Genomic DNA, 20311 nt, shown 5'->3' with positions numbered 1-20311 from the left:
CCATGGATATCCGCCCCATCCTCAGCACCCTGCGCCGGCACAAGACGGCCGCCGCCCTGATCGTGCTGGAAGTCGCCCTGACCTGCGCCATCGTCTGCAATGCCCTGTTCCTGGTCACCCAGCGCGTTGAACGGATCAGCCAGACCAGCGGCCTGGCCGAGAACGAACTGGTGTTCGTCCGCGTCAGCGGCATCGGCAAGCAGACCAATGGCCAGGCCCGCACCCAGGAGGACCTGTCCGCGCTGCGCGCAGTTCCCGGGGTGACCGCTGCGGCCAAGGTCAACCAGCTGCCGTTCCGCCCGAACTCCTCCAATACCAGCGTTTCGCTGAAGCAGGACCAGGAACGCCCGACCGCCTTCGTCACCATGTACATGTTCGGCGAAGGCGGACTGCCCGCGCTCGGGCTGCAGCTGACCGCCGGCCGCGACTTCCAGTCCAGTGAGTACAGCAACATCGAGGACGCGCAGAAGAACGCCGCCACCAACACCGCCTCCTCGGTGATCATCAGCCGCACGCTCGCCGACAAGCTGTACCCCAGCGAGAATGCGCTGGGCAAGACGTTCTACATGGGCAAGCAGCCACTGCACGTGGTGGGCATCGTCGCTTCATTGGCCACGCCCACCGATTACAACAACAACACCACGCTGTCGATCGTGCTGCCGGTGCGGACCGATTTCACCCAAGGCCCGTACGTCCTGCGCACCGCTCCGGAACGGCGCGAGGAGGTCCTCAAGGGTGCGATCGCCGCGCTTGAACGCAATGACCCCAACCGGCTGGTGCGCGAGAAGCTGACCTATGAGGCGCAGCGCAATGACTACTTCAAGAACGACAAGGCCATGGTCGGGCTGCTGATCACCGTGTGCATCTCGCTGCTGGTGGTCACGGCGCTGGGCATCATCGGCCTGGCCAGCTTCTGGGTGCAGCAGCGCAGCAAGCAGATCGGCATCCGCCGCGCACTCGGTGCCACCCGCGGGCAGATCCTGCGCTACTTCCAGACCGAGAACTTCCTGCTCGCCTCGCTGGGCATCGTGCTGGGCATGCTGGCGGCCTACGCGATCAACCTGGCGCTGATGAACATGTACGAGCTGCCGCGCATGCCACTGTTGTACCTGCCGCTGGGTGCGCTGCTGCTGTGGGCACTGGGCCAGATCGCGGTGTTCGGCCCTGCCCGCCGCGCCGCAGCGGTGCCGCCGGCGGTCGCCACGCGGGGCAGCTGAGGCCACGCCCCGTCCTGACCGGGCCGCGCTGCCGGCCCGGTCTTCAGGACACCCCTGAAGGCGGCCCCTGCACCGCCACGGGTTTGGCTATGCTTGGTGGGTGGCGCCGGGCTCTCCCGGCGTATGGACACGAACACGGCTCCATCGGCGCCGCCCATCCCTTTCTGCAGAACCGCTTGATGCCTTCGATCCTGATCATCGACGACAACGCCAGTGTGGGCACCGCACTGGACGTGCTGTTCTCCCTGCACGACATCGACACCCTGCAGGCGCAGAGCCCGGCCGAGGGGCTGGCCCTGCTCGAGTCGCAGCCGGTCGACCTGGTCATCCAGGACATGAATTTCAGCGAGGACACCACCTCCGGCGAGGAAGGCGAAGACCTGTTCGTACAGATCCGTGCGCGCCACCCGGACCTGCCGGTGATCCTGCTGACCGCCTGGACCCACCTGAGCAGCGCGGTGGACCTGGTCAAGGCCGGCGCCGCCGACTACCTGGCCAAGCCCTGGGACGACCGCAAGCTGCTGACCACGGTCAACAACCTGCTGGAGCTGTCCGAGGCACGGCGCGAGCTGGACCGCCGCCGCAGCCGCGAGCTGCGCCAGCGCAATGCGCTGGAAGAGAAGTACGACCTGTGCGGCGCGGTGTTCGCCGATCCGGCCAGCGAGCGTGTCATCGCCCTGGCCTGCCAGGTCGCGCGCTCCGAGCTGCCGGTGCTGATCACCGGCCCCAACGGTGCCGGCAAGGAGAAGATCGCGCAGATCATCCAGGCCAATTCACTGGTGGCCAAGGGCCCGTTCATCACGGTCAACTGCGGCGCCCTGCCCTCGGAACTGATCGAGGCCGAACTGTTCGGTGCCGAGGCCGGCGCGTATACCGGCGCCAACAAGGCACGCGAGGGCAAGTTCGAAGCCGCCGATGGCGGCACGCTGTTCCTGGATGAGATCGGCAACCTGTCGCTGGGCGGCCAGATGAAGCTGTTGCGCGTGCTGGAAACCGGTCGTTTCGAGCGCCTGGGCTCCAATCGCGAACGCCAGGTCAAGGTCCGCGTGGTCAGCGCGACCAATGCCGACCTGCCGGCGATGATCCGCGACGGCACCTTCCGCGAAGACCTGTATTACCGCCTCAATACGGTGGAACTGGTGCTGCCGCCGCTGGCCGAGCGCCCGGGCGACATCGTGCCACTGGCCGAGCGCTTCCTGGCGGCCGGCAAGCCCCTTTCCAGTGCTGCTGCCACGGCCCTGCAACGGCACCCGTGGCCGGGCAACGTGCGCGAGCTGCGCAATGTGATCCAGCGCGCCGAGCTGCTGGCGACTGGCAACCGCATCGAAGTGGCCGACCTGAACCTGCCGCGTGCCGCACCCGCGCCGCGCCCTGCCCCCAGTGCCGGCAACGATCCTGACCGTGCGCGCATCGAGGATGTGCTGGCGCGCAACCACGGCGTCATCGCCCAGGCCGCCGCCGAACTCGGCCTGAGCCGCCAGGCGCTGTACCGGCGCATGGACCGGCACGGCATCCCGCGCGAATGAAACGGCGCTCGTTCACCTTCCGCCTGTTCCTGCGCCTGCTGCCGGTGCTGGCGCTGGCCGCCGCGTTGCCGTGGCTGCTGGCGTACTGGATGGACCATGGCTGGGTGGTGACCACGGTGTCGGCGGTGATCCTGCTGGCACTGATGTGGTGGACCCTGCGCCGCGCCACCGCACCGGTGCGCTCGCTGATGCGTGCGCTGTCCGGCACCACCAGCAGCTACCGCGACGGCGAGTACAACTTCGGCGTGTACTGGCCGGGCAACGACGAACTGGGCGACCTGGTGCAGGCGCACCGCGAGCTGGGCGATGTGCTGCGCGAGCAACGGCAGGGCCTGGTGCAGCGCGAACTGCTGCTGGACACCATGGTGCAGAACACCCCGGTGGCCATGCTGCTGATTGCCTCCGGCGGCGACGGCATCGCCCGCGTGGTGTTCTCCAACCTGGCCGCGCGCAAGCTGTTGCATGGCGGCTGGAAGCTGGAAGGCCAGCGTCTGGAAGAGGTGCTGGAACAGGTGCCGGTGGAGCTGCGCGATGCCATCGCCCGTGGCGGCGACAGCCTGTTCGCGGTGCATGCCGAAGGCGAAGACGGCGATGAGGATGATGAACAGGTCTATCACCTCTCACGCCGCGCCTTCCAGCTCAACGGCCGGCCCCACGACCTGCTGCTGGTACGCCTGCTCACCGCCGAGCTGCGCCGCCAGGAAGTGCAGACGTGGAAGAAGGTGATCCGGGTGATCAGCCACGAGCTCAACAACTCGCTGGCGCCGATCGCCTCGCTGGCGCATTCCGGCGGCGTGCTGGTGCAGCGCGAGCGCTTCGACCGGCTGCCGGAAATCTTCACCACCATCGAAGACCGCGCACGCCACCTGGAAGGCTTCATCCGTGGCTATGCGCGCTTCGCCAAGCTGCCGCAGCCGCAACTGCAGACCGTGCACTGGGCGCCCTTCCTGTCCAGCATGCGCCAGCAGATCCCGTTCACCATGGAACGCGAGCCGGACGAGGAACTGAGCAGCCGCATCGACATCGCCCAGTTCGGGCAGGCGTTGCTGAACCTGCTGAAGAACGCGCATGAAGCCTGCGCCGAAGCCGATCCACCCAACGATGACGTGCAGGTGCAGCTGACGCGGCTGCCGCAATGGCTGCGCCTGGATGTGCTGGACCGGGGCAAGGGCATGAACGAGCAGGTGCTGCAGAACGCACTGATGCCGTTCTATTCGACCAAGCGCAATGGCACCGGGTTGGGTCTGGCGCTGACCCGCGAGATCGTGGAAGCGCACGGTGGGCGGGTGTCGCTGCAGAACCGCGGTGATGGCGGGTTGTGCGTATCGATCCTGTTGCCGCTGGGCTGAGCGGGCCGATCGGGTAGATCCACGCCATGCGTGGATGTGCCGACCGAGGTCGGCAACTACCAGACGCGCCGCATCGCCACCCGCAGGTGCATCGGGAACCCCAGCGCGGCCTCTTCGGCCATCACCGTGCGCAGGTCATCGTTCCACTCCGCCTCAGGCACTTCAACGAATCCTTCGCTGGCGTAGAAGGCCGCATTCCAGGGCACGTCGGACAAGGTGGTCAGCACCGCGGCTGCGTAGCCATCCGCCCTCGCCTGCGCCAATGCATGGCGCAGCAACGCGCGGCCATGGCCGCGACGCGCGTGTGCCGGGTCCACATCCATCTGCAGGACATGGAACTCACCCGCCAGTTCGCCCGCCAGCAGGTAGCCGGCAATGCCGCCGTCGGCCGCATCCACCACCCACAGCTGCCCGCGCTCAAGGCCTTCCCGCAACGTCGGCAGGTCCAGGCCATGGCCGGCAAACACCGGGTAGGCTTCGTGGCCCTTCAGCAGTTCACCGGCACGCTGCTCGATCGCCCGCAGCATGCCGAGCTCGTCGGCATGCGGGAGGCGTGGCTCAGGACTTCTTGATCGGGCGCTTCCAGCCATCGATGGTTTCCTGTCGTGCACGGGCCAACGTCAGCTTGCCGTCCGGCGCATTGCGGGTAATGACCGAGCCGGCGGCGATGGTCGCGCCTTCGCCGATCGTCAGCGGCGCTACCAGCGAGCTGTTGGAGCCGATGAACGCGTTGTCGCCGATGGTGGTGGTCGACTTGTTCACGCCGTCGTAGTTGCAGGTGATGGTGCCGGCACCGATGTTCACCCTGCTGCCGATCACCGCATCGCCCAGGTAGGTGAGGTGGTTGGCCTTGCTGCCGACGCCGAGGGTGACTTTCTTGGCCTCAACGAAGTTGCCGACGTGCACGCCATCGGCCAGCACGGTACCCGGCCGCAGGCGTGCGAACGGGCCGATCTGCGCAGCCCCTTCGGTCACCACGCCTTCCAGATCGCAGTGCGCGCGCACTTCGGTGCCGGGGCCGAGATTGACGTCCTTCAGGCGGTTGAACGGGCCCACAGTGACGCCGTCAGCGAGCACGATGTTGCCTTCCAGCACGACGTCGACATCGATCAGCACGTCGCTGCCCACGGTGACGGTGCCACGGATATCCAGCCGTGCCGGATCGCGCACGCGCGCGCCCTGTGCGCACAGCGCACGCACCGCACGTCGCTGCCAGGCGCGCTCCAGCTGCGCCAGCTGCCACGGGTCATTCGCACCCTCGGCCTCCTGGGCATCGGCGACCAGCGCCATCTCGGCCGGGGTGTACTCATGCGCGGCGAACGCGAACACGTCGGTGAGGTAGTACTCGCTCTGCGCATTGCGGTTGGACAGCTGTGACAACCAGCGGCGCAGCGCGGTCGACTCTGCGGCGATGATGCCGGTGTTGATCGTGCGCACGCGCAGCTGGTCGTCGGTGGCGTCCTTCTGCTCGACGATCGCACCTACCTTGCCTTCTGCATCGCGCAGCACGCGGCCATAGCCGGTCGGGTCATCGACGTCGGCCACCAGCACCGCCAATCGCCCCGGCTGCGCCAGCAGCTCGCGCAGGGTCTGGGCGCGGATCAGCGGCACATCGCCGTACAGCACCAGCACCTGCGCAGCATCGGGAACCTGTGGCATCGCCTGCGCAACGGCGTGCCCGGTACCCAGCTGCTGTGCCTGTTCGGCCCACTGCAGGTCGGGCTGGTCGGCGAAATGCTGCCGCACCGCCTCACCGCCGTGGCCGTAGACCACATGGATCGCGGCCGGCTGCAGCTCGCGGGCGGCATCGATCACGTGCGCCAGCATCGGTTGGCCAGCGATCGGCTGCAGCACCTTCGGCAGCACCGACTTCATGCGCTTGCCGGCGCCGGCGGCGAGGATGATGACGTGCAGGGCTTGGGTCATGGGGGCAGCAATCCGTGGTTCGTTGCCGGTGATTCTAGAGCGTGGGCCGTTAACATGGGGACCTGCCCGCCCTCACTCCGACCATGAGCCTGCTCCGCCAGGGAAGCGCCTACCTCATCATCGGCGTGCTGCAACTGCTGCTCGACTGGGCGGTGTTCGTGCTGGTCACGGCTGCTGGCCTGCCCGTGGTGCCGGGCAACCTGGCCGGGCGCCTGGCCGGCATGCTGCTGGGATTCTGGTTGAACGGGCGGATCACCTTCGCCACTGCCGACGGCGGGCAACGGCTGGGCTGGCGACGCTTTGCACGCTTCCTGCCACTGTGGCTGCTGCTCACCAGTGCCAGCACGCTGCTGGTCTCAGCCGCCGATCATGCATTGGGCCTGCAGTACGCCTGGCTGGCCAAGCCGCTGGTGGAAGGTGGACTGGCCGTGATTTCCTTCCTGCTGCTGCGGCACGTGGTGTACCGCTGATACGACGGCGGGATCGGGATCGGTAGAGTCGGCTCTACCCCGCCGCACAAACAAAAACGCCGGCACAGGGCCGGCGTTCTCGTGGGTGCAGCGCGAACCTCAGTGCTTGAGATTCTTGCGCAGGCGCTCCAGCGCCTGCAGCTGGACGACGGCTTCAGCCAGCTTCTGCTGGGCTTCGGCCACTTCCATCGCTTCGCCGCGGTTGGCCAGGATGCGCTCGGCTTCTTCCTTGGCCTTGCGGACCGAGGCTTCGTCGATGTCCTGCGCGCGGATCGCGGTGTCGGCCAGCACGGTCACCACCTGCGGCTGCACTTCCAGGATGCCGCCGGAAATGGCGAAATCCAGCTGCTCGCCGTTCGGCGTGGTCACCACCACCTTGCCCGGCTTCAGGCGGGTGATCAGCGGCGCGTGCTTGGGCGCGATGCCCAGTTCGCCCAGCTCACCGGTGGCCACGACCAGGGTCGCTTCGCCACGGAAGATTTCCTGCTCGGCGCTGACGATGTCGCAACGGATCGTGCTCATGCAAATCTCTTCGCTGTTCGCGGCGGCGCAATGCCACCGTGGGGGTCCACCGGCGCGGGCGGTTGCCCGGCGCCGGCGTCAGGTCGGGCAGGATCGCTCCCGCCCGTCCCGGATCAGGCCTTCTCGGCCATCTTCTTGGCCTTCTCGACCGCTTCTTCGATGCTGCCGACCATGTAGAACGCCTGCTCCGGCAGGTGGTCGTACTCGCCATCGACGATGGCCTTGAAGCCACGGATGGTGTCCTTCAGCGGCACGTACTTGCCCGGCGAACCGGTGAACACTTCGGCCACGTGGAACGGCTGGCTGAAGAAGCGCTCGATCTTACGGGCGCGCGACACGGCCTGCTTGTCCTCTTCGGACAGTTCGTCCATGCCCAGGATCGCGATGATGTCCTTCAGTTCCTTGTACTTCTGCAGGGTCTGCTGGACGCGCTGGGCGGTGTCGTAGTGCTCGTGGCCGATGACCAGCGGATCCATCTGGCGGCTGGTGGAGTCCAGCGGATCGACGGCCGGGTAGATACCCAGCGAGGCGATCGAACGCGACAGGGTGACGGTCGAGTCCAGGTGGGCGAAGGTGGTTGCCGGCGACGGGTCGGTCAGGTCGTCCGCGGGAACGTAGACGGCCTGGATCGAGGTGATCGAGCCATTCTTGGTCGAGGTGATGCGCTCCTGCAGGACGCCCATTTCCTCGGCCAGGGTCGGCTGGTAACCCACGGCGGACGGCATACGGCCCAGCAGTGCCGACACTTCGGTACCGGCCAGGGTGTAGCGGTAGATGTTGTCGACGAACAGCAGGACGTCCTTGCCCTTGCCGTTTTCGTCCTTCTCGTCGCGGAAGTACTCGGCCATGGTCAGGCCGGTCAGGGCGACGCGCAGACGGTTGCCCGGCGGCTCGTTCATCTGGCCGTACACCATCGCCACCTTGTCGAGGACGTTGGAGTCCTTCATTTCGTGGTAGAAGTCGTTGCCCTCACGGGTACGCTCACCCACGCCGGCGAACACGGACAGACCGCTGTGCGCCTTGGCGATGTTGTTGATCAGTTCCATCATGTTGACGGTCTTGCCGACGCCGGCGCCGCCGAACAGGCCGACCTTGCCGCCCTTGGCGAACGGGCACATCAGGTCGATGACCTTGATGCCGGTTTCCAGCAGCTCGGTGGCCGGGGACTGGTCTTCGTACGACGGGGCCGCACGGTGGATTTCCCAGCTGTCGCTGGCGGCCACCGGGCCGGCTTCGTCGATCGGGCGGCCCAGCACGTCCATGATGCGGCCCAGGGTGCCAGCGCCGACCGGCACGGAGATGCCGCGGTCGGTGTTGGTGGCAACCAGGTTGCGCTTCAGGCCGTCGGTGGAACCGAGGGCGATGGTACGCACCACGCCGTCGCCCAGCTGCTGCTGGACTTCGAGGGTGATTTCGGTGTTGTCGACCTTCAGTGCGTCGTACACCTTCGGCACCGACTCACGCGGGAATTCGACGTCGACGACCGCGCCGATGATCTGAACGATCTTGCCCTGACTCATTGCTGCATCCTCTAAATGTGTGCTTTGAACGAACGCGGTCAGACTGCTGCCGCGCCGCCGACGATTTCGGAGATTTCCTGGGTGATCGCTGCCTGGCGCGCCTTGTTGTAGACGAGCTGCAGTTCGCCGATCAGCTTGTTGGCGTTGTCGCTCGCCGCCTTCATCGCGACCATGCGTGCGGCATGCTCGGAGGCGACGTTTTCCAGCAGTGCCTGGTACACCAGCGACTCGATGTAACGCGTCATCACGTGCTCGAGCACGGTCGCGGCATCGGGTTCGTACAGGTAATCCCAGTCGTGGTGAGCGACCTGCTTCTCAGCCGGCGGCAGCGGCAGCAGCTGATCGAAGCTGGCCTTCTGCGTCATGGTGTTCACGAAGCGGTTGTAGACCAGGTACACGCGGTCGACCTTGCCTTCGGTGAAGGCGTCGAGCATCACCTTGATCACACCGATCAGCGATTCCAGCTTCGGCACGTCGCCGATGTGGGTCACGCTGCCGACCATGTTGACCTTCACGCGGCGGAAGAAGGTCGATGCCTTCTGGCCGATGGTCACCAGGTCCACTTCGGCACCCTTGTCCTGCGATGCCTTGGCTTCGCCCAGCATCTTGCGGAACAGGTTGTTGTTCAGGCCGCCGGCCAGGCCGCGATCGGAGGAGATCACGATGAAGCCGACCCGCTTGACCTGCTCGCGCTCGACCAGGAACGGATGCTGGTAATCGGTACTGGCCTGGGCCAGGTGGCCGATCACCTGCTTCATCGCCTGCGCGTACGGACGCGAGGTCTTCATCCGATCCTGCGCCTTGCGGATCTTGGAGGCCGAGACCATTTCCAGGGCGCGCGTCACCTTGCGGGTGTTCTGCACGCTCTTGATCTTGGTTTTGATTTCGCGTCCGCTTGCCATCTCTTGTTTCCCGTGGCGCGGGGCTGATGCCCCGCGTTGTTCAACCGTTTGTCATCTGGTCCAGCGGAGCCAGCGGCTCCGCTCTACAGGACCGCGATTACCAGCTGCCGGTGGTCTTGAACTCGGCGATGCCCTTCTTGAAGGCACCTTCGATGTCGTTGTCCCAACCGCCGGTGGCGTTGACCTTGCTGATCAGCTCGCCCTGGGTGTTGGCGAAGTGGGCGTGCAGGCCTTCTTCGAACGCCAGCAGCTTGTTGACCGGCACGTCGTCGAGGTAACCCTCGTTGACGGCGTAGATCGACAGCGCCTGGTTGGCGATCGACATCGGCGCGTACTGCTTCTGCTTCATCAGCTCGGTGACGCGCTGGCCGCGCTCCAGCTGCTTGCGGGTCGCTTCGTCCAGGTCCGAGGCGAACTGCGCGAACGCAGCCAGCTCGCGGTACTGGGCCAGCGAGATACGGATGCCGCCCGACAGCTTCTTGATGATCTTGGTCTGGGCCGAGCCACCGACGCGCGACACCGAGATACCGGCGTTCACGGCCGGGCGGATGCCGGCGTTGAACAGGTCGGTTTCCAGGAAGATCTGGCCGTCGGTGATCGAGATCACGTTGGTCGGAACGAAGGCGGAGACGTCGCCGGCCTGGGTTTCGATGATCGGCAGCGCGGTCAGCGAACCGGTCTTGCCGGTGACCTTGCCTTCGGTGAACTTCTCGACGTATTCCTCGGACACGCGGGCAGCGCGTTCCAGCAGGCGCGAGTGCAGGTAGAACACGTCACCCGGGTAGGCTTCGCGGCCCGGCGGACGCTTCAGCAGCAGCGAGATCTGGCGGTAGGCGACGGCCTGCTTGGACAGATCGTCGTACACGATCAGCGCGTCTTCGCCGCGGTCCATGAAGTACTCACCCATGGTGCAGCCCGAGTAGGCGCTGATGTACTGCATGGCAGCCGATTCGGAAGCGGTCGCGGCCACCACGATGGTGTGGGCCAGCGCGCCGTTCTCTTCCAGCTTGCGCACGATGTTGGCGATGGTCGAAGCCTTCTGGCCGATCGCAACGTACACGCACTTGATGCCGGTGCCCTTCTGGTTGATCACCGCATCGATCGCCATGGCGGTCTTGCCGGTCTGGCGGTCACCGATGATCAGCTCGCGCTGGCCACGGCCGATCGGGATCATCGAGTCGACCGACTTGTAACCGGTCTGCACCGGCTGGTCGACCGACTTGCGCCAGATCACGCCCGGAGCAACGCGCTCCACCGGAGCGGTCAGGTCGGTACCCAGCGGGCCCTTGCCGTCGATCGGCTCGCCAAGCGCGTTGACAACGCGGCCCAGCAGTTCCGGACCGACCGGCACTTCCAGGATGCGGCCCGTGGTCTTGGCGACGTCGCCTTCGCGCAGGTTCTCGTAGTCACCCAGGACCACGGCGCCGACCGAGTCGCGCTCCAGGTTCAGGGCCAGTGCGAAGGTGTTGTTCGGCAGTTCGATCATTTCGCCCTGCATCACGTCGGCCAGACCGAAGATGCGCACGATGCCGTCGGACACGCTGGTCACGGTGCCTTCGTTGCGCGATTCCGCGGCCAGCTTGACCTTCTCGATGCGGTTCTTGATCAGTTCGCTGATTTCGGAGGGGTTGAGCGTGGTTGCCATCGTCAAGTCCTAGTGCCGGCAGCGGGGCCGGACGTTAAATGAATTCAGTTAGCGAGCGCGGTCTGCAGACGGGCCAGCTTGCCCTTCAGCGAACCATCGATGACCACGTCGCCGGCGTCGATCACGGCGCCGCCGATCAGCGAGGCATCCACCGCGGTGGTCACTTCGACCTCGCGGTTGAAGCGCTTGCGCAGCGCGGCCTTGATCGCGTCCAGTTCACCGGCCGACAGTTCGGCGGCCGAGGTCACCGTGGCCTTGACCACGTGCTCGGCTTCGGCGCGCAGGGCGTCGAACATGCCGGAGATTTCCGGCAGCAGCGGCAGACGATGCGATTCGGCCAGGATGGCCAGGAAGCGCGAGTAGGTCTCGCCGTGGGACACCGGCGCCAGCAGGGCGACGGCGTCGTCACGACCCAGCTCCGGGTTGGCGAGCAGGGCCGCCACGCGCGGGTCGGCGGCGACGTGGGCAGAGAACGCCAGGGCGTCCGACCACGGCGCGAACGCGCCTTCGTCGCGCGCGGTCGCGAACGCGGCGCGGGCGTACGGGCGGGCAAGCGTGAGGGCCTGGCTCATCCTTAGATCTCCGAGGCCAGCTCGTCGAGCAGCGCCTTGTGGGCGTTGACGTCGATTTCGCGCTTGAGCAGCTTTTCGGCACCGGTCACGGCCAGCGCGGACACCTGCTTGCGCAGATCTTCACGGGCACGGTTGGCGGCGGCGTCGATTTCAGCCTGGGCCAGTTCCTTCTGACGGGTGGCTTCGGTGATCGCTTCGTTACGGGCAGCATCAACGATCTGGTTGGCACGCGCGTGGGCCTGGTCGATGATCTCGTTGGCCTTGGTGCGGGCTTCCTTCAGCGCTTCGTTGACCTTCTCCTGCGCCTGGGCCAGATCTTTCTGGCTGCGGTCGGCAGCAGCGAGGCCTTCAGCAATCTTCTGCTGGCGCTCTTCGATCGCGTTCATCAACGGCGGCCAGATCTTGGTCGCGATGATCCAGATCAGACCAGCGAAGGCGAGCGCCTGCGCGAGAAGGGTGAAATTGATATTCATGGTTAGCTCGATCGCTGGTTTCGGGGTGGAGGCGCCGCCGTAGCGGCGCATCCGGCCTTCATCCGAAACCGGGTGCATCAGCACCCGGTCGTCTCAAACCGCTGTATCAGCCGGCCAGAGCCTTGGTGACGGCGCCAGCAAAGGCAGCCGACAGCGGGTTGGCGAAGGCCAGCAGCAGGCCAACGGCGACCGAGATGATGAACGCGGCGTCGATCAGGCCGGCGGTGATGAACATGCGGACCTGCAGGACCGGGATCAGTTCCGGCTGGCGGGCGGCCGACTCCAGGAACTTACCAGCCATGATGGCCAGACCCAGACCGGCGCCCAGCGCGGCCAGGCCGATCATGATGCCGACGGCAAGGGCGGTGGAGCTCTGAATCTGCGCGAAGTTGGTCAGGACGGCGAAGTACATGGTTATCTCCAGGAACTTAAGTTGCTAAGGGTGATGAAACGGATGAAGGTTGAAACGCGTTGAAGCTTGAAACTCAGTGAGCGTCTTCCGACAGGCTCAGGTACACGATCGACAGCATCATGAAGATGAAGGCCTGCAGCGGGATCACCAGCAGGTGGAACAGCATCCAGCCAAGGCCGAACACACCACCTGCGATGGCACCGAAGAAACCGGCACCACCCAGCACCCAGATCAGCAGGAACACGATTTCGCCGCCGAACATGTTGCCGAACAGTCGCATCGCCAGCGAGATCGGCTTGCTCAGCCACTCGACGATGTTGAGGATCAGGTTGAACGGCATCATCCACTTGCCGAACGGTGCCGTCAGGAATTCCTTGACGAAGCCCACCAGGCCCTTGGACTTCAGCGCGAAGAACAGCATCAGGAAGAACACGCTGATGGCCATGCCGAGGGTGGCGTTGACGTCAGCGGTCGGCACCGGCTTCCAGTAGTGGATGCCTGCCCATTCCAGCGGCTTGGCGATGAAGTCGGCCGGGATCATCTTGATCAGGTTCATCATCAGGATCCAGAAGAAGATCGTGATGGCGATCGGCGTGACCAGCTTGCTCTTGCCGTGGTAGGTGTCCTTGGCCTGGCGGTCGACGAACTCCAGGCAGATTTCGACGAAGGCCTGCCACTTGCCCGGCACGCCGGCAGTGGCCTTGCGGGTCCCCAGCCAGAACGCGACAACGATCACCAGGCCCATCAGGACGGCGGTGAGGAAGGTATCGACGTGGATATGCCAGAACATACCCTCACCCTTGCCGACCGGCGCGGTCAGGTTGTGCAGGTGATGCTGGATGTAGCTGGTAGGGGTTAGAGCCTCGCCCGCCATGTGTCCGGAACCTTCAGTTAATTGAATTCTGTCAACGCCTGGCCATGGCCAGGACCTGGAACATCAAGCCGACGGCGATACCGGCCAACAGCGCCAATGCAGGCAGCTTGAAGACCAGGAACCCCACCAGCAGGACACCGAAAACCACGACCCACTTGGCTACGATCGCAATGATCAGGCGAGCCATCGCCGATCCTGCCGCCACCGCACCACCGCCCAGTGCCATCCGTGCCGCAACCCAGCCACCGGCCGAAATGGCCACACCGGACGCCAGCGCGCCGAGGGCATATTTCGGACCCACCAGCAGGAAGGCCAGGGCCAGGACAGCGACTGCGGCCAGCGGGTAGACCGCGGCGCGCAGCATCAGTCGCCGACCCGCATCAACGGAGTTCAGCACAGGACGTCCCGCGTGGTTGCAAGTGGAGGGCTGAGGCGGCTACAGCAGGGGGGCCTCATCGAGCCGCCAAATTATAGCAATGGGACAATTTGCGAGACAACCGCTGCCTGTTCATCCCGGGAAGCCGCAAGTTGCGGTAACGGTTACATTTTTGCGTGCCACCCAGGGGACAATGACGTCCGCATGATGCTGCGCTGCAGTATTGAACTTTGGTCGCAGGCGCGGAACTTTCGCCGAATGCGCCGGTCCGACCTTTCGACCTGCCTGCAGCAACCTCGTCGACGCTCCGCCCCGCAGGTCCGACGATGGCCCCGAAGCCCGGCTCCGGGGCCATCTTTTTGCATCGCCGCGACAGCACTGAACCGTACACATGCCATGGACCATACGTTCACGGATGGTGGACGGGCCTGTCCGGCACAGTGGTTTTCATTCTGATGAACCACTGCAAGGACTCTTCGATGCGCTCCGTACCCACCCTGCTCGCCCTTTCCCTGCTCGCCGCCGGTGCTTCGTTCGCCACTGCCGCCCACGCCGCCGAAGGCGATGACCGCTTCGCCATCCGCCTGGGTGCGATGAACATCGACTCGGACAACACGATCCGCGGCAAGACCAACGTGGCCGGACAGGACATTGCCCTGGACCAGGACTTCAAGCTGGGGGGCAAGGAATGGGAACCGCGCATCGACGGCATGTTCCGCATCAGCAATCGCCAGCGCCTGCTGTTCAACTACTTCAAGTACGACAAGGACCGCCGCGAGACCCTGGACCAGGGCATTTCCTTTGGCGGTGAGAACGTGCCGGCCGGCAGCTTCGTGAAGGGTGAGCTGAAGTACCAGGTGGCCAGCCTGGTGTACGACTACTCGGTCGTCGATACCGATACCTTCGACCTCGGCCTGCAGATCGGTGGTGAGTACGCCAAGGTCAGCACCAAGGGCTACGCCGACCTGGGCACCGTGTACGACGGTCAGTTCCTCAACGAGAAGGCTGACGGCATTGCGCCGGTGGTGGGTGCGCGCATGACCTTCACCCCGGGCGAGCGCTGGATGATCACGCTGCAGGGCCAGTACCTGAACACGCGCTGGGGCAGCTTCGATGACTACAAGGGTGACCTGAGCCGCGCCAACGCCATCGTTGATTACCGCTTCACCAAGAACTTCGGCGTGTTCGCCGGCTACGACTGGTTCAAGCTGGACGTGGACAAGAAGGGCAGCGACGGCACCATCGGCCTGAAGCAGGAATTCAAGGGCCCGGTGGCCGGTATCAGCTTCGTGTTCTGATCCCCCGCCCCTTCCACGGCACTCTCTCTCCTGGCGCGGCCTCCGGAATATCGGGGCCGCGTTTTTTGTGGGTTGCTGGGATGAAGAGCGGAAGCGGGTTGGTCGAGCACTGGAGGGAGAGGGGGCTGCGTGCGAATGTCCGCAAGCCGAGCCGGTACGCGGGTGGCCCGCAAGCTCGCGATGACCGCAACCGCAGACGCAGGCTGGGTCGAGCGCTGGAGGGAGAGGAGGCTGCGTGCGAATGTCCCCCGGCGCCGGCCTGCGGCCGTCACCTCCTCCTTTACTTCGCACACAGCCCCCTCTCCCTCCGCGTGTCAAGCATCCAGGCGGCCGTGGCAGAACAACCGGCCGTGGCTTCTCCGTCCGCAAGCCGAGCCGGTGCGCGGATGGCAGGCGTTTGGACAAAGTAAAGGAGGAGGCGACCGCCGCAGGCGGACGACGGGGGACATTTGTCCAGACGCCTGCCACCCGCGCAGTGGCCCGGACTCTCGCGATGACCGCAACCGCAGACGCAGGCTGGGTCGAGCGCTGGAGGGAGAGGAGGCTGCGTGCGAATGTCCCCCGGCGCCGGCCCGTGGCCGTCACCTCCTCCTTTACTTCGCACACAGCCCCCTCTCCCTCCGCGTGTCCGGCATCCAGGCGGCCTTTGCGATGGCTGTTCCACCTTCCGCAAGCCGAGCCGCTGCGCAGGTGGCAGGCGTTTGGACAAAGTAAAGGAGGAGGCGACCGCCGCAGGCGGACGACGGGGGACATTTGTCCAGACGCCTGCCACCCGCGCACCGGCCCCACCGCTCGCGGTAACGCCTAACGAAGAAACAAAAAACCCCGGCAGATGCCGGGGCTTTTCGTTCGGAACGGCGCGGGCGCCTTACTTCTTCTTCGGCATGTACAGATCGGTGATCGTGCCGTCGTAGATTTCCGAGGCCATCGCCACCGATTCGCTCAGCGTCGGGTGGGCATGGATGGTGTGGCCGATGTCCTCGGCTTCCGCCCCCATTTCGATCGCCAGGCCGATCTCGGCCAGCAGGTCACCGGCATGCACACCGACGATCGCACCACCGATGATGCGGTGGGTTTCCTCGTCGAAGATCAGCTTGGTGAAGCCCTCGGTGCGACCGATGCCGATCGCGCGGCCGCTGGCAGCCCACGGGAACTTGGCCACGCCCACCTTCAGGCCCTTGGCCTTGGCCTCGGTTTCGGTCACGCCAACCCAGGCGATTTCCGGGTTGGTGTAGGCCACCGACGGAATCACGCGGGCCACCCATTCCTTCTTGTGCCCGGCAGCCACTTCAGCGGCCAGCTTGCCCTCGTGCGTGGCCTTGTGGGCCAGCATCGGGTTGCCGACGATATCGCCGATGGCAAAGATGTGCGGCACGTTGGTGCGCATCTGGCGATCAACCGGAATGAAGCCGCGATCGGTGACCTGCACGCCAGCCTTCTCGGCATCGATCTTCTTGCCGTTCGGCGAACGGCCCACAGCCACCAGCACGCGGTCGAAGGTGCCCTGCGCCAGGGCCGGCGTCTGGCCCTCTTCGGCGGCTTCAAAGGTCACGGTGATGCCCTTGGCGTCGGCAGTGACGCCGGAAGCCTTGGTCTTCAGGTGCACTTCGATGCCCTGCTTCTTCAGCCGGTCGGCCAGCGGCTTGACCAGGTCCTTGTCGGCGCCCGGCATCAGCTGGTCCATGAACTCCACCACGGTGACCTTGCTGCCCAGCGCGCTGTACACGGTGGCCATCTCCAGGCCGATGATGCCGCCGCCGACGACCAGCAGCGAGCCCGGCACTTCGGCCAGCTCCAGCGCGTCGGTGGAATCCATCACGCGCTTGTCGTCCCACGGGAAGTTCGGCAGCTTCACCGCCTGCGAACCGGCAGCGATGATGCACTTCTGGAAGCGCAGCAGCTGGGTGCTGCCGTCGGCAGCGGTGATTTCCAGCTCGTTGGCGGATACGAACCTGCCAACACCCTGCACGTTGCGGACCTTGCGCTGCTTGGCCATGCCAGCCAGGCCCTTGGTCAGCTGGTTGACGACCTTTTCCTTGTACTCGCGCAGCTTGTCCAGGGTGATGGTCGGCTTGCCGAACTCGACGCCGAAATCGCCGGCGTGGGCGACTTCGTCGATCACCGCAGCGGCATGCAGCAGCGCCTTGGACGGAATGCAACCGACATTGAGGCAGACGCCGCCAAGGCTGGCGTAACGCTCGACCAGCACCGTGTCCAGGCCGACGTCGGCGGCGCGGAAGGCGGCGGTGTAGCCGCCCGGGCCGGAGCCCAGCACGACCATTTCGCATTCGATGTCGGCCGGCTTGCCGCTGGACAGCGCCGGCTTCGGCGCAGCCGGTTCGGCCGGGGCGCGGTGCGACGGGGTCACCGGCGGCTTGCTGGCCGGAGCAGCGGCGGCCTTGGCCGGGGCTTCGGCGCTGCCTTCAGCGTCCAGCACCACGACCACGGCGCCCTCGGACAGGGTGTCGCCCAGCTTGACCTTGATTTCCTTGACCACGCCGGCGGCCGAGGACGGCACTTCCAGGGTGGCCTTGTCCGATTCCAGGGTCACCAGACCCTGATCCTTCTTCACCGTGTCGCCGACGGCGACCAACACTTCGATCACCGGCACATCGCTGTAATCGCCGATGTCGGGAACCTTGACTTCAATCGTGGCCATGGTGGTTTTCCTCGTGCCCGCCCGGCGTGGCCGGCGGGCTGTCACTGCATCTGTTCACGCGGCCGCGCCAGGGGCTGCGGCCGCACGGTGGGGGCGAAGCGGTGCCTTACAGCAGCACGCGGCGCATGTCGGCCAGCACCTGCGACAGGTACGTGGTGAAGCGTGCGGCCAGGGCGCCGTCGATGACGCGGTGGTCGTAGCTCAGCGACAGCGGCAGCATCAGCTTCGGTGCGAATTCCTTGCCGTTCCAGACCGGCTGGATGGACGACTTGGAGACGCCGAGGATGGCCACTTCCGGTGCGTTCACAATGGGGGTGAACGCGGTGCCGCCGATGCCGCCCAGCGAGCTGATCGAGAAGCAGCCACCGCTCATGTCGGCCGGGCCCAGCTTGCCGTCGCGCGCCTTCTTGGCCAGTTCGCCGGTTTCCTGCGCGATCTGCACCACGCCCTTCTTGTCCACGTCGCGGATCACCGGCACGACCAGGCCGTTCGGCGTGTCGGCGGCGAAGCCGATGTGGAAGTACTTCTTCAGGGTCAGGTTTTCACCGCTGGCATCGAGCGAGGCGTTGAATTCCGGGAACTTCTTCAGCGCCGCGGCGCTGGCCTTGATCAGGAAGGCGAGCATGGTCAGTTTGATGCCGGCCTTCTCGTTCTCCTTGTTCAGCGCCACGCGCAGGCCTTCCAGGTCGGTGATGTCGGCCTGTTCGAACTGGGTGACGTGCGGGATCATGGCCCAGTTGCGGGCCAGGTTCGCGCCGGAGATCTTCTTGATGCGCGACAGCGGCTGGACTTCGGTCTCGCCGAACTTGCTGAAGTCGACCTTCGGCCACGGCAGCAGGTTCAGGCCACCACCGGCGGCGACAGCGCCACCGGCAGCTGCCGGCACGCCACCGCTGAGCGCGGCCTTGACGAACTTCTGCACGTCACCCTTGGTGATGCGGCCACCCTTCTCGGTGCCGTTGATCTGCAGCAGGTCCACGCCCAGCTCGCGGGCGAACACGCGCACCGCCGGGGTGGCGTACGGCACCTTGGCCGGCAGCACGCCATCGGCGTTGAACTGCACCGGCGGGCTGGCCGGGGTACCGGCCGACGGCGCGGCCGCCACCGGAGCGGCGGCGGCAACCGGAGCAGCGGCCTGCGGTGCAGCCGCCGGGGCCGGCGCAGCGGCCTTGGCCGGGGCCGGCGCGGCAGCGCCCTCGGCCTCGATGATGGCAACCACGTTGCCCTGCGACAGATTGTCGCCGACCTTGACCTTGATCTCCTTGACCACACCGGCCACCGAGGACGGCACTTCCATGGTCGCCTTGTCGCTTTCCAGCGTGACCAGGCCCTGGTCCTTCTTGACCGTGTCGCCCACGGCGACCAGCACTTCGATGACCGGAATGCCGGAGTAGTCGCCGATGTCCGGCACCAGGGCTTCAACCGCACCACCGCTGGCGGCCGGAGCGGCCGGAGCAGCAGCGGCCGGGGCTGGCGCGCTCTGGGTGGCGGCAGCCGGGGCAGCGGCCTTGGCCGGCGCCGGTGCGGCGGCGGCCGGCGCGGCGGCTTCGCCTTCAGCCACTTCGATCAGCGCCACGACCTTGCCTTCGGACAGGCTGTCGCCAACCTTGACCTTGAGTTCCTTGACCACGCCCGCCACCGAAGACGGCACTTCCATGGTCGCCTTGTCGCTTTCAAGCGTCACCAGGCCCTGGTCCTTCTTGACCGTGTCGCCGACGGCGACAAGCACCTCGATTACCGGGATATCGCTGTAGTCACCGATATCGGGGACAAGTGCTTCCTTGATTTCGGCCATGGGGATAACTCCGGCAATCTGGTGTAGGGAAACGTCTATTGTGCGGCCAGCGGGGTCCAGCGCCAACCGTTACAGGTGTTTTCAGTACGCACGCAGCCGGGACAGGCTGTTGCCCATGGGTCGCGGCCGCGACCAGTCGGTAGCGTATTGTCCGGACGATGTCCGCTTCATGTCGCCAGCGCGTCGGCCACCGGCTGCCAGGCCTGGCGCAGGCGTGGCAACGACCACGCCGCATTGGCAGGGCTGGTCGACGGCAGCGCGACCACCTTGGGTGGAGCCTCCAGCCGCGGCAGCACCCAGCGCTGGAACGCCTGCAGCGACGCACTTCCATTGCAGCCGATCAGCTTCAGCTCAGGCAGTGTGGCGATCAGCTCGGGCAGTGCATTGGCCACTTCCGTGCCACGCACGATGTCCGCATCCAGGCTGCCGCGGCGCTCACAGCGGCCGATCACATCCCACAGGCCGATACCCGCTGCATTCAACGCCTGCAGCCGCAGCGCGTAGGCCAGATCCGCGCCGAAGCCACAGATATCGGCCATCAGCGGCCAGAAGCGGTTGCGCGGATGGGCGTAGTAGCGCTGTTCCTGCAGGGACGCCACGCCGGGCATCGAGCCCAGCAGCAGTACCCGGCACTCCACGTTCACCTGCGCTTGCAGGCCAATGCACAACGTTGCTGCGCTCACATCTTCTCCAACTGCATGAATGTCGGCGGGGGCCAGAAACCCCATGAATACAGGCATTCCGCACCCGTCGCTGAACAAGGAAAACTATTTTT

Annotated in this window: 19 protein-coding genes; 5 read left to right on the top strand and 14 right to left on the bottom strand. The window is 65.8% G+C overall.

Annotated elements, in window-relative coordinates:
• Window positions 1–2 precede the first annotated feature (2 nt).
• From B9Y64_RS06700 to B9Y64_RS06690, 3 genes are all read left to right on the top strand, one after another.
• Entirely contained in the window at window positions 3–1217 is a 1215-nt protein-coding gene (locus tag B9Y64_RS06700; RefSeq protein ID WP_100440035.1) for an ABC transporter permease, read from the top strand.
• Window positions 1218–1396: 179 nt separating this feature from the next.
• The gene (locus B9Y64_RS06695; RefSeq protein WP_100440034.1) at window positions 1397–2743 is read left to right on the top strand and encodes a sigma-54-dependent transcriptional regulator; all 1347 of its coding nucleotides are present in this window, start codon (window positions 1397–1399) and stop codon (window positions 2741–2743) included.
• Window positions 2740–4092: a sensor histidine kinase gene (locus tag B9Y64_RS06690; RefSeq protein ID WP_100440033.1), complete on the top strand. Its 1353-nt coding sequence runs from the start codon at window positions 2740–2742 to the stop codon at window positions 4090–4092. Before B9Y64_RS06695 ends, B9Y64_RS06690 begins: the two co-directional genes overlap by 4 nt.
• 56 nt (window positions 4093–4148) lie before the next feature.
• Here B9Y64_RS06690 and B9Y64_RS06685 read toward each other — a convergent pair whose 3' ends face one another.
• Window positions 4149–4682: a GNAT family N-acetyltransferase gene (locus B9Y64_RS06685; RefSeq protein ID WP_100440032.1), complete on the bottom strand. Its 534-nt coding sequence runs from the start codon at window positions 4680–4682 to the stop codon at window positions 4149–4151.
• On the bottom strand, window positions 4651–6018 hold the full coding sequence (gene glmU, locus B9Y64_RS06680) for a bifunctional UDP-N-acetylglucosamine diphosphorylase/glucosamine-1-phosphate N-acetyltransferase GlmU (protein ID WP_100440031.1): 1368 nt from the start codon (window positions 6016–6018) through the stop codon (window positions 4651–4653). The genes B9Y64_RS06685 and glmU overlap by 32 nt, the downstream gene beginning before the upstream one ends.
• Before the next feature lie 83 nt (window positions 6019–6101).
• Here glmU and B9Y64_RS06675 point away from each other — a divergent pair, with 83 nt between their 5' ends.
• Window positions 6102–6488, top strand: coding sequence for a GtrA family protein (locus B9Y64_RS06675; RefSeq protein WP_100440030.1), 387 nt, complete (start codon window positions 6102–6104; stop codon window positions 6486–6488).
• Window positions 6489–6587: 99 nt separating this feature from the next.
• Here the strand turns inward: B9Y64_RS06675 and B9Y64_RS06670 are convergent, their stop codons facing one another.
• From B9Y64_RS06670 to B9Y64_RS06630, 9 genes are all read right to left on the bottom strand, one after another.
• On the bottom strand, window positions 6588–7010 hold the full coding sequence (locus B9Y64_RS06670; protein ID WP_005419509.1) for a F0F1 ATP synthase subunit epsilon: 423 nt from the start codon (window positions 7008–7010) through the stop codon (window positions 6588–6590).
• Window positions 7011–7123: 113 nt separating this feature from the next.
• Window positions 7124–8530, bottom strand: coding sequence for a F0F1 ATP synthase subunit beta (gene atpD, locus B9Y64_RS06665; protein WP_100440029.1), 1407 nt, complete (start codon window positions 8528–8530; stop codon window positions 7124–7126).
• Between the two features lie 38 nt (window positions 8531–8568).
• Window positions 8569–9432, bottom strand: coding sequence for a F0F1 ATP synthase subunit gamma (gene atpG / locus B9Y64_RS06660; RefSeq protein WP_100440028.1), 864 nt, complete (start codon window positions 9430–9432; stop codon window positions 8569–8571).
• A 97-nt stretch (window positions 9433–9529) separates the two neighbouring features.
• The gene (gene atpA, locus B9Y64_RS06655) at window positions 9530–11077 is read right to left on the bottom strand and encodes a F0F1 ATP synthase subunit alpha (RefSeq protein ID WP_014038567.1); all 1548 of its coding nucleotides are present in this window, start codon (window positions 11075–11077) and stop codon (window positions 9530–9532) included.
• A gap of 44 nt (window positions 11078–11121) precedes the next feature.
• Window positions 11122–11649, bottom strand: a complete 528-nt coding sequence (locus B9Y64_RS06650; protein ID WP_075676182.1) for a F0F1 ATP synthase subunit delta — start codon at window positions 11647–11649, stop codon at window positions 11122–11124.
• Between the two features lie 2 nt (window positions 11650–11651).
• Complete coding sequence (locus tag B9Y64_RS06645) at window positions 11652–12122, bottom strand: F0F1 ATP synthase subunit B (RefSeq protein ID WP_075676766.1); 471 nt, start codon at window positions 12120–12122, stop codon at window positions 11652–11654.
• Window positions 12123–12228: 106 nt separating this feature from the next.
• Window positions 12229–12534 (bottom strand): F0F1 ATP synthase subunit C, encoded by a 306-nt coding sequence (gene atpE / locus B9Y64_RS06640; protein ID WP_005411133.1) that lies wholly within the window; start codon window positions 12532–12534, stop codon window positions 12229–12231.
• Window positions 12535–12607: 73 nt separating this feature from the next.
• Window positions 12608–13408, bottom strand: coding sequence for a F0F1 ATP synthase subunit A (atpB, locus tag B9Y64_RS06635; RefSeq protein WP_100440027.1), 801 nt, complete (start codon window positions 13406–13408; stop codon window positions 12608–12610).
• A 31-nt stretch (window positions 13409–13439) separates the two neighbouring features.
• Window positions 13440–13805, bottom strand: coding sequence for a hypothetical protein (locus B9Y64_RS06630; RefSeq protein ID WP_014648497.1), 366 nt, complete (start codon window positions 13803–13805; stop codon window positions 13440–13442).
• Between the two features lie 458 nt (window positions 13806–14263).
• On the opposite strand from B9Y64_RS06630, the gene B9Y64_RS06625 reads away from it, so the two are divergent.
• Window positions 14264–15082, top strand: coding sequence for a hypothetical protein (locus tag B9Y64_RS06625; RefSeq protein WP_100440026.1), 819 nt, complete (start codon window positions 14264–14266; stop codon window positions 15080–15082).
• Between the two features lie 868 nt (window positions 15083–15950).
• Here B9Y64_RS06625 and lpdA read toward each other — a convergent pair.
• From lpdA to B9Y64_RS06610, 3 genes are all read right to left on the bottom strand, one after another.
• Window positions 15951–17741: a dihydrolipoyl dehydrogenase gene (gene lpdA / locus B9Y64_RS06620; protein WP_100440025.1), complete on the bottom strand. Its 1791-nt coding sequence runs from the start codon at window positions 17739–17741 to the stop codon at window positions 15951–15953.
• A 106-nt stretch (window positions 17742–17847) separates the two neighbouring features.
• On the bottom strand, window positions 17848–19536 hold the full coding sequence (gene aceF, locus B9Y64_RS06615; protein ID WP_100440024.1) for a dihydrolipoyllysine-residue acetyltransferase: 1689 nt from the start codon (window positions 19534–19536) through the stop codon (window positions 17848–17850).
• Between the two features lie 167 nt (window positions 19537–19703).
• Window positions 19704–20219, bottom strand: a complete 516-nt coding sequence (locus tag B9Y64_RS06610; protein ID WP_100440023.1) for a DNA-deoxyinosine glycosylase — start codon at window positions 20217–20219, stop codon at window positions 19704–19706.
• Window positions 20220–20311: the final 92 nt, after the last annotated feature.

Origin of the sequence: Stenotrophomonas maltophilia (genome assembly GCF_002799245.1) — a bacterium.
GTDB lineage: Bacteria > Pseudomonadota > Gammaproteobacteria > Xanthomonadales > Xanthomonadaceae > Stenotrophomonas > Stenotrophomonas maltophilia_S.
Note: the sequence above shows the minus strand (reverse complement) of the source record. Positions and strands in the feature narration are given on the sequence as shown.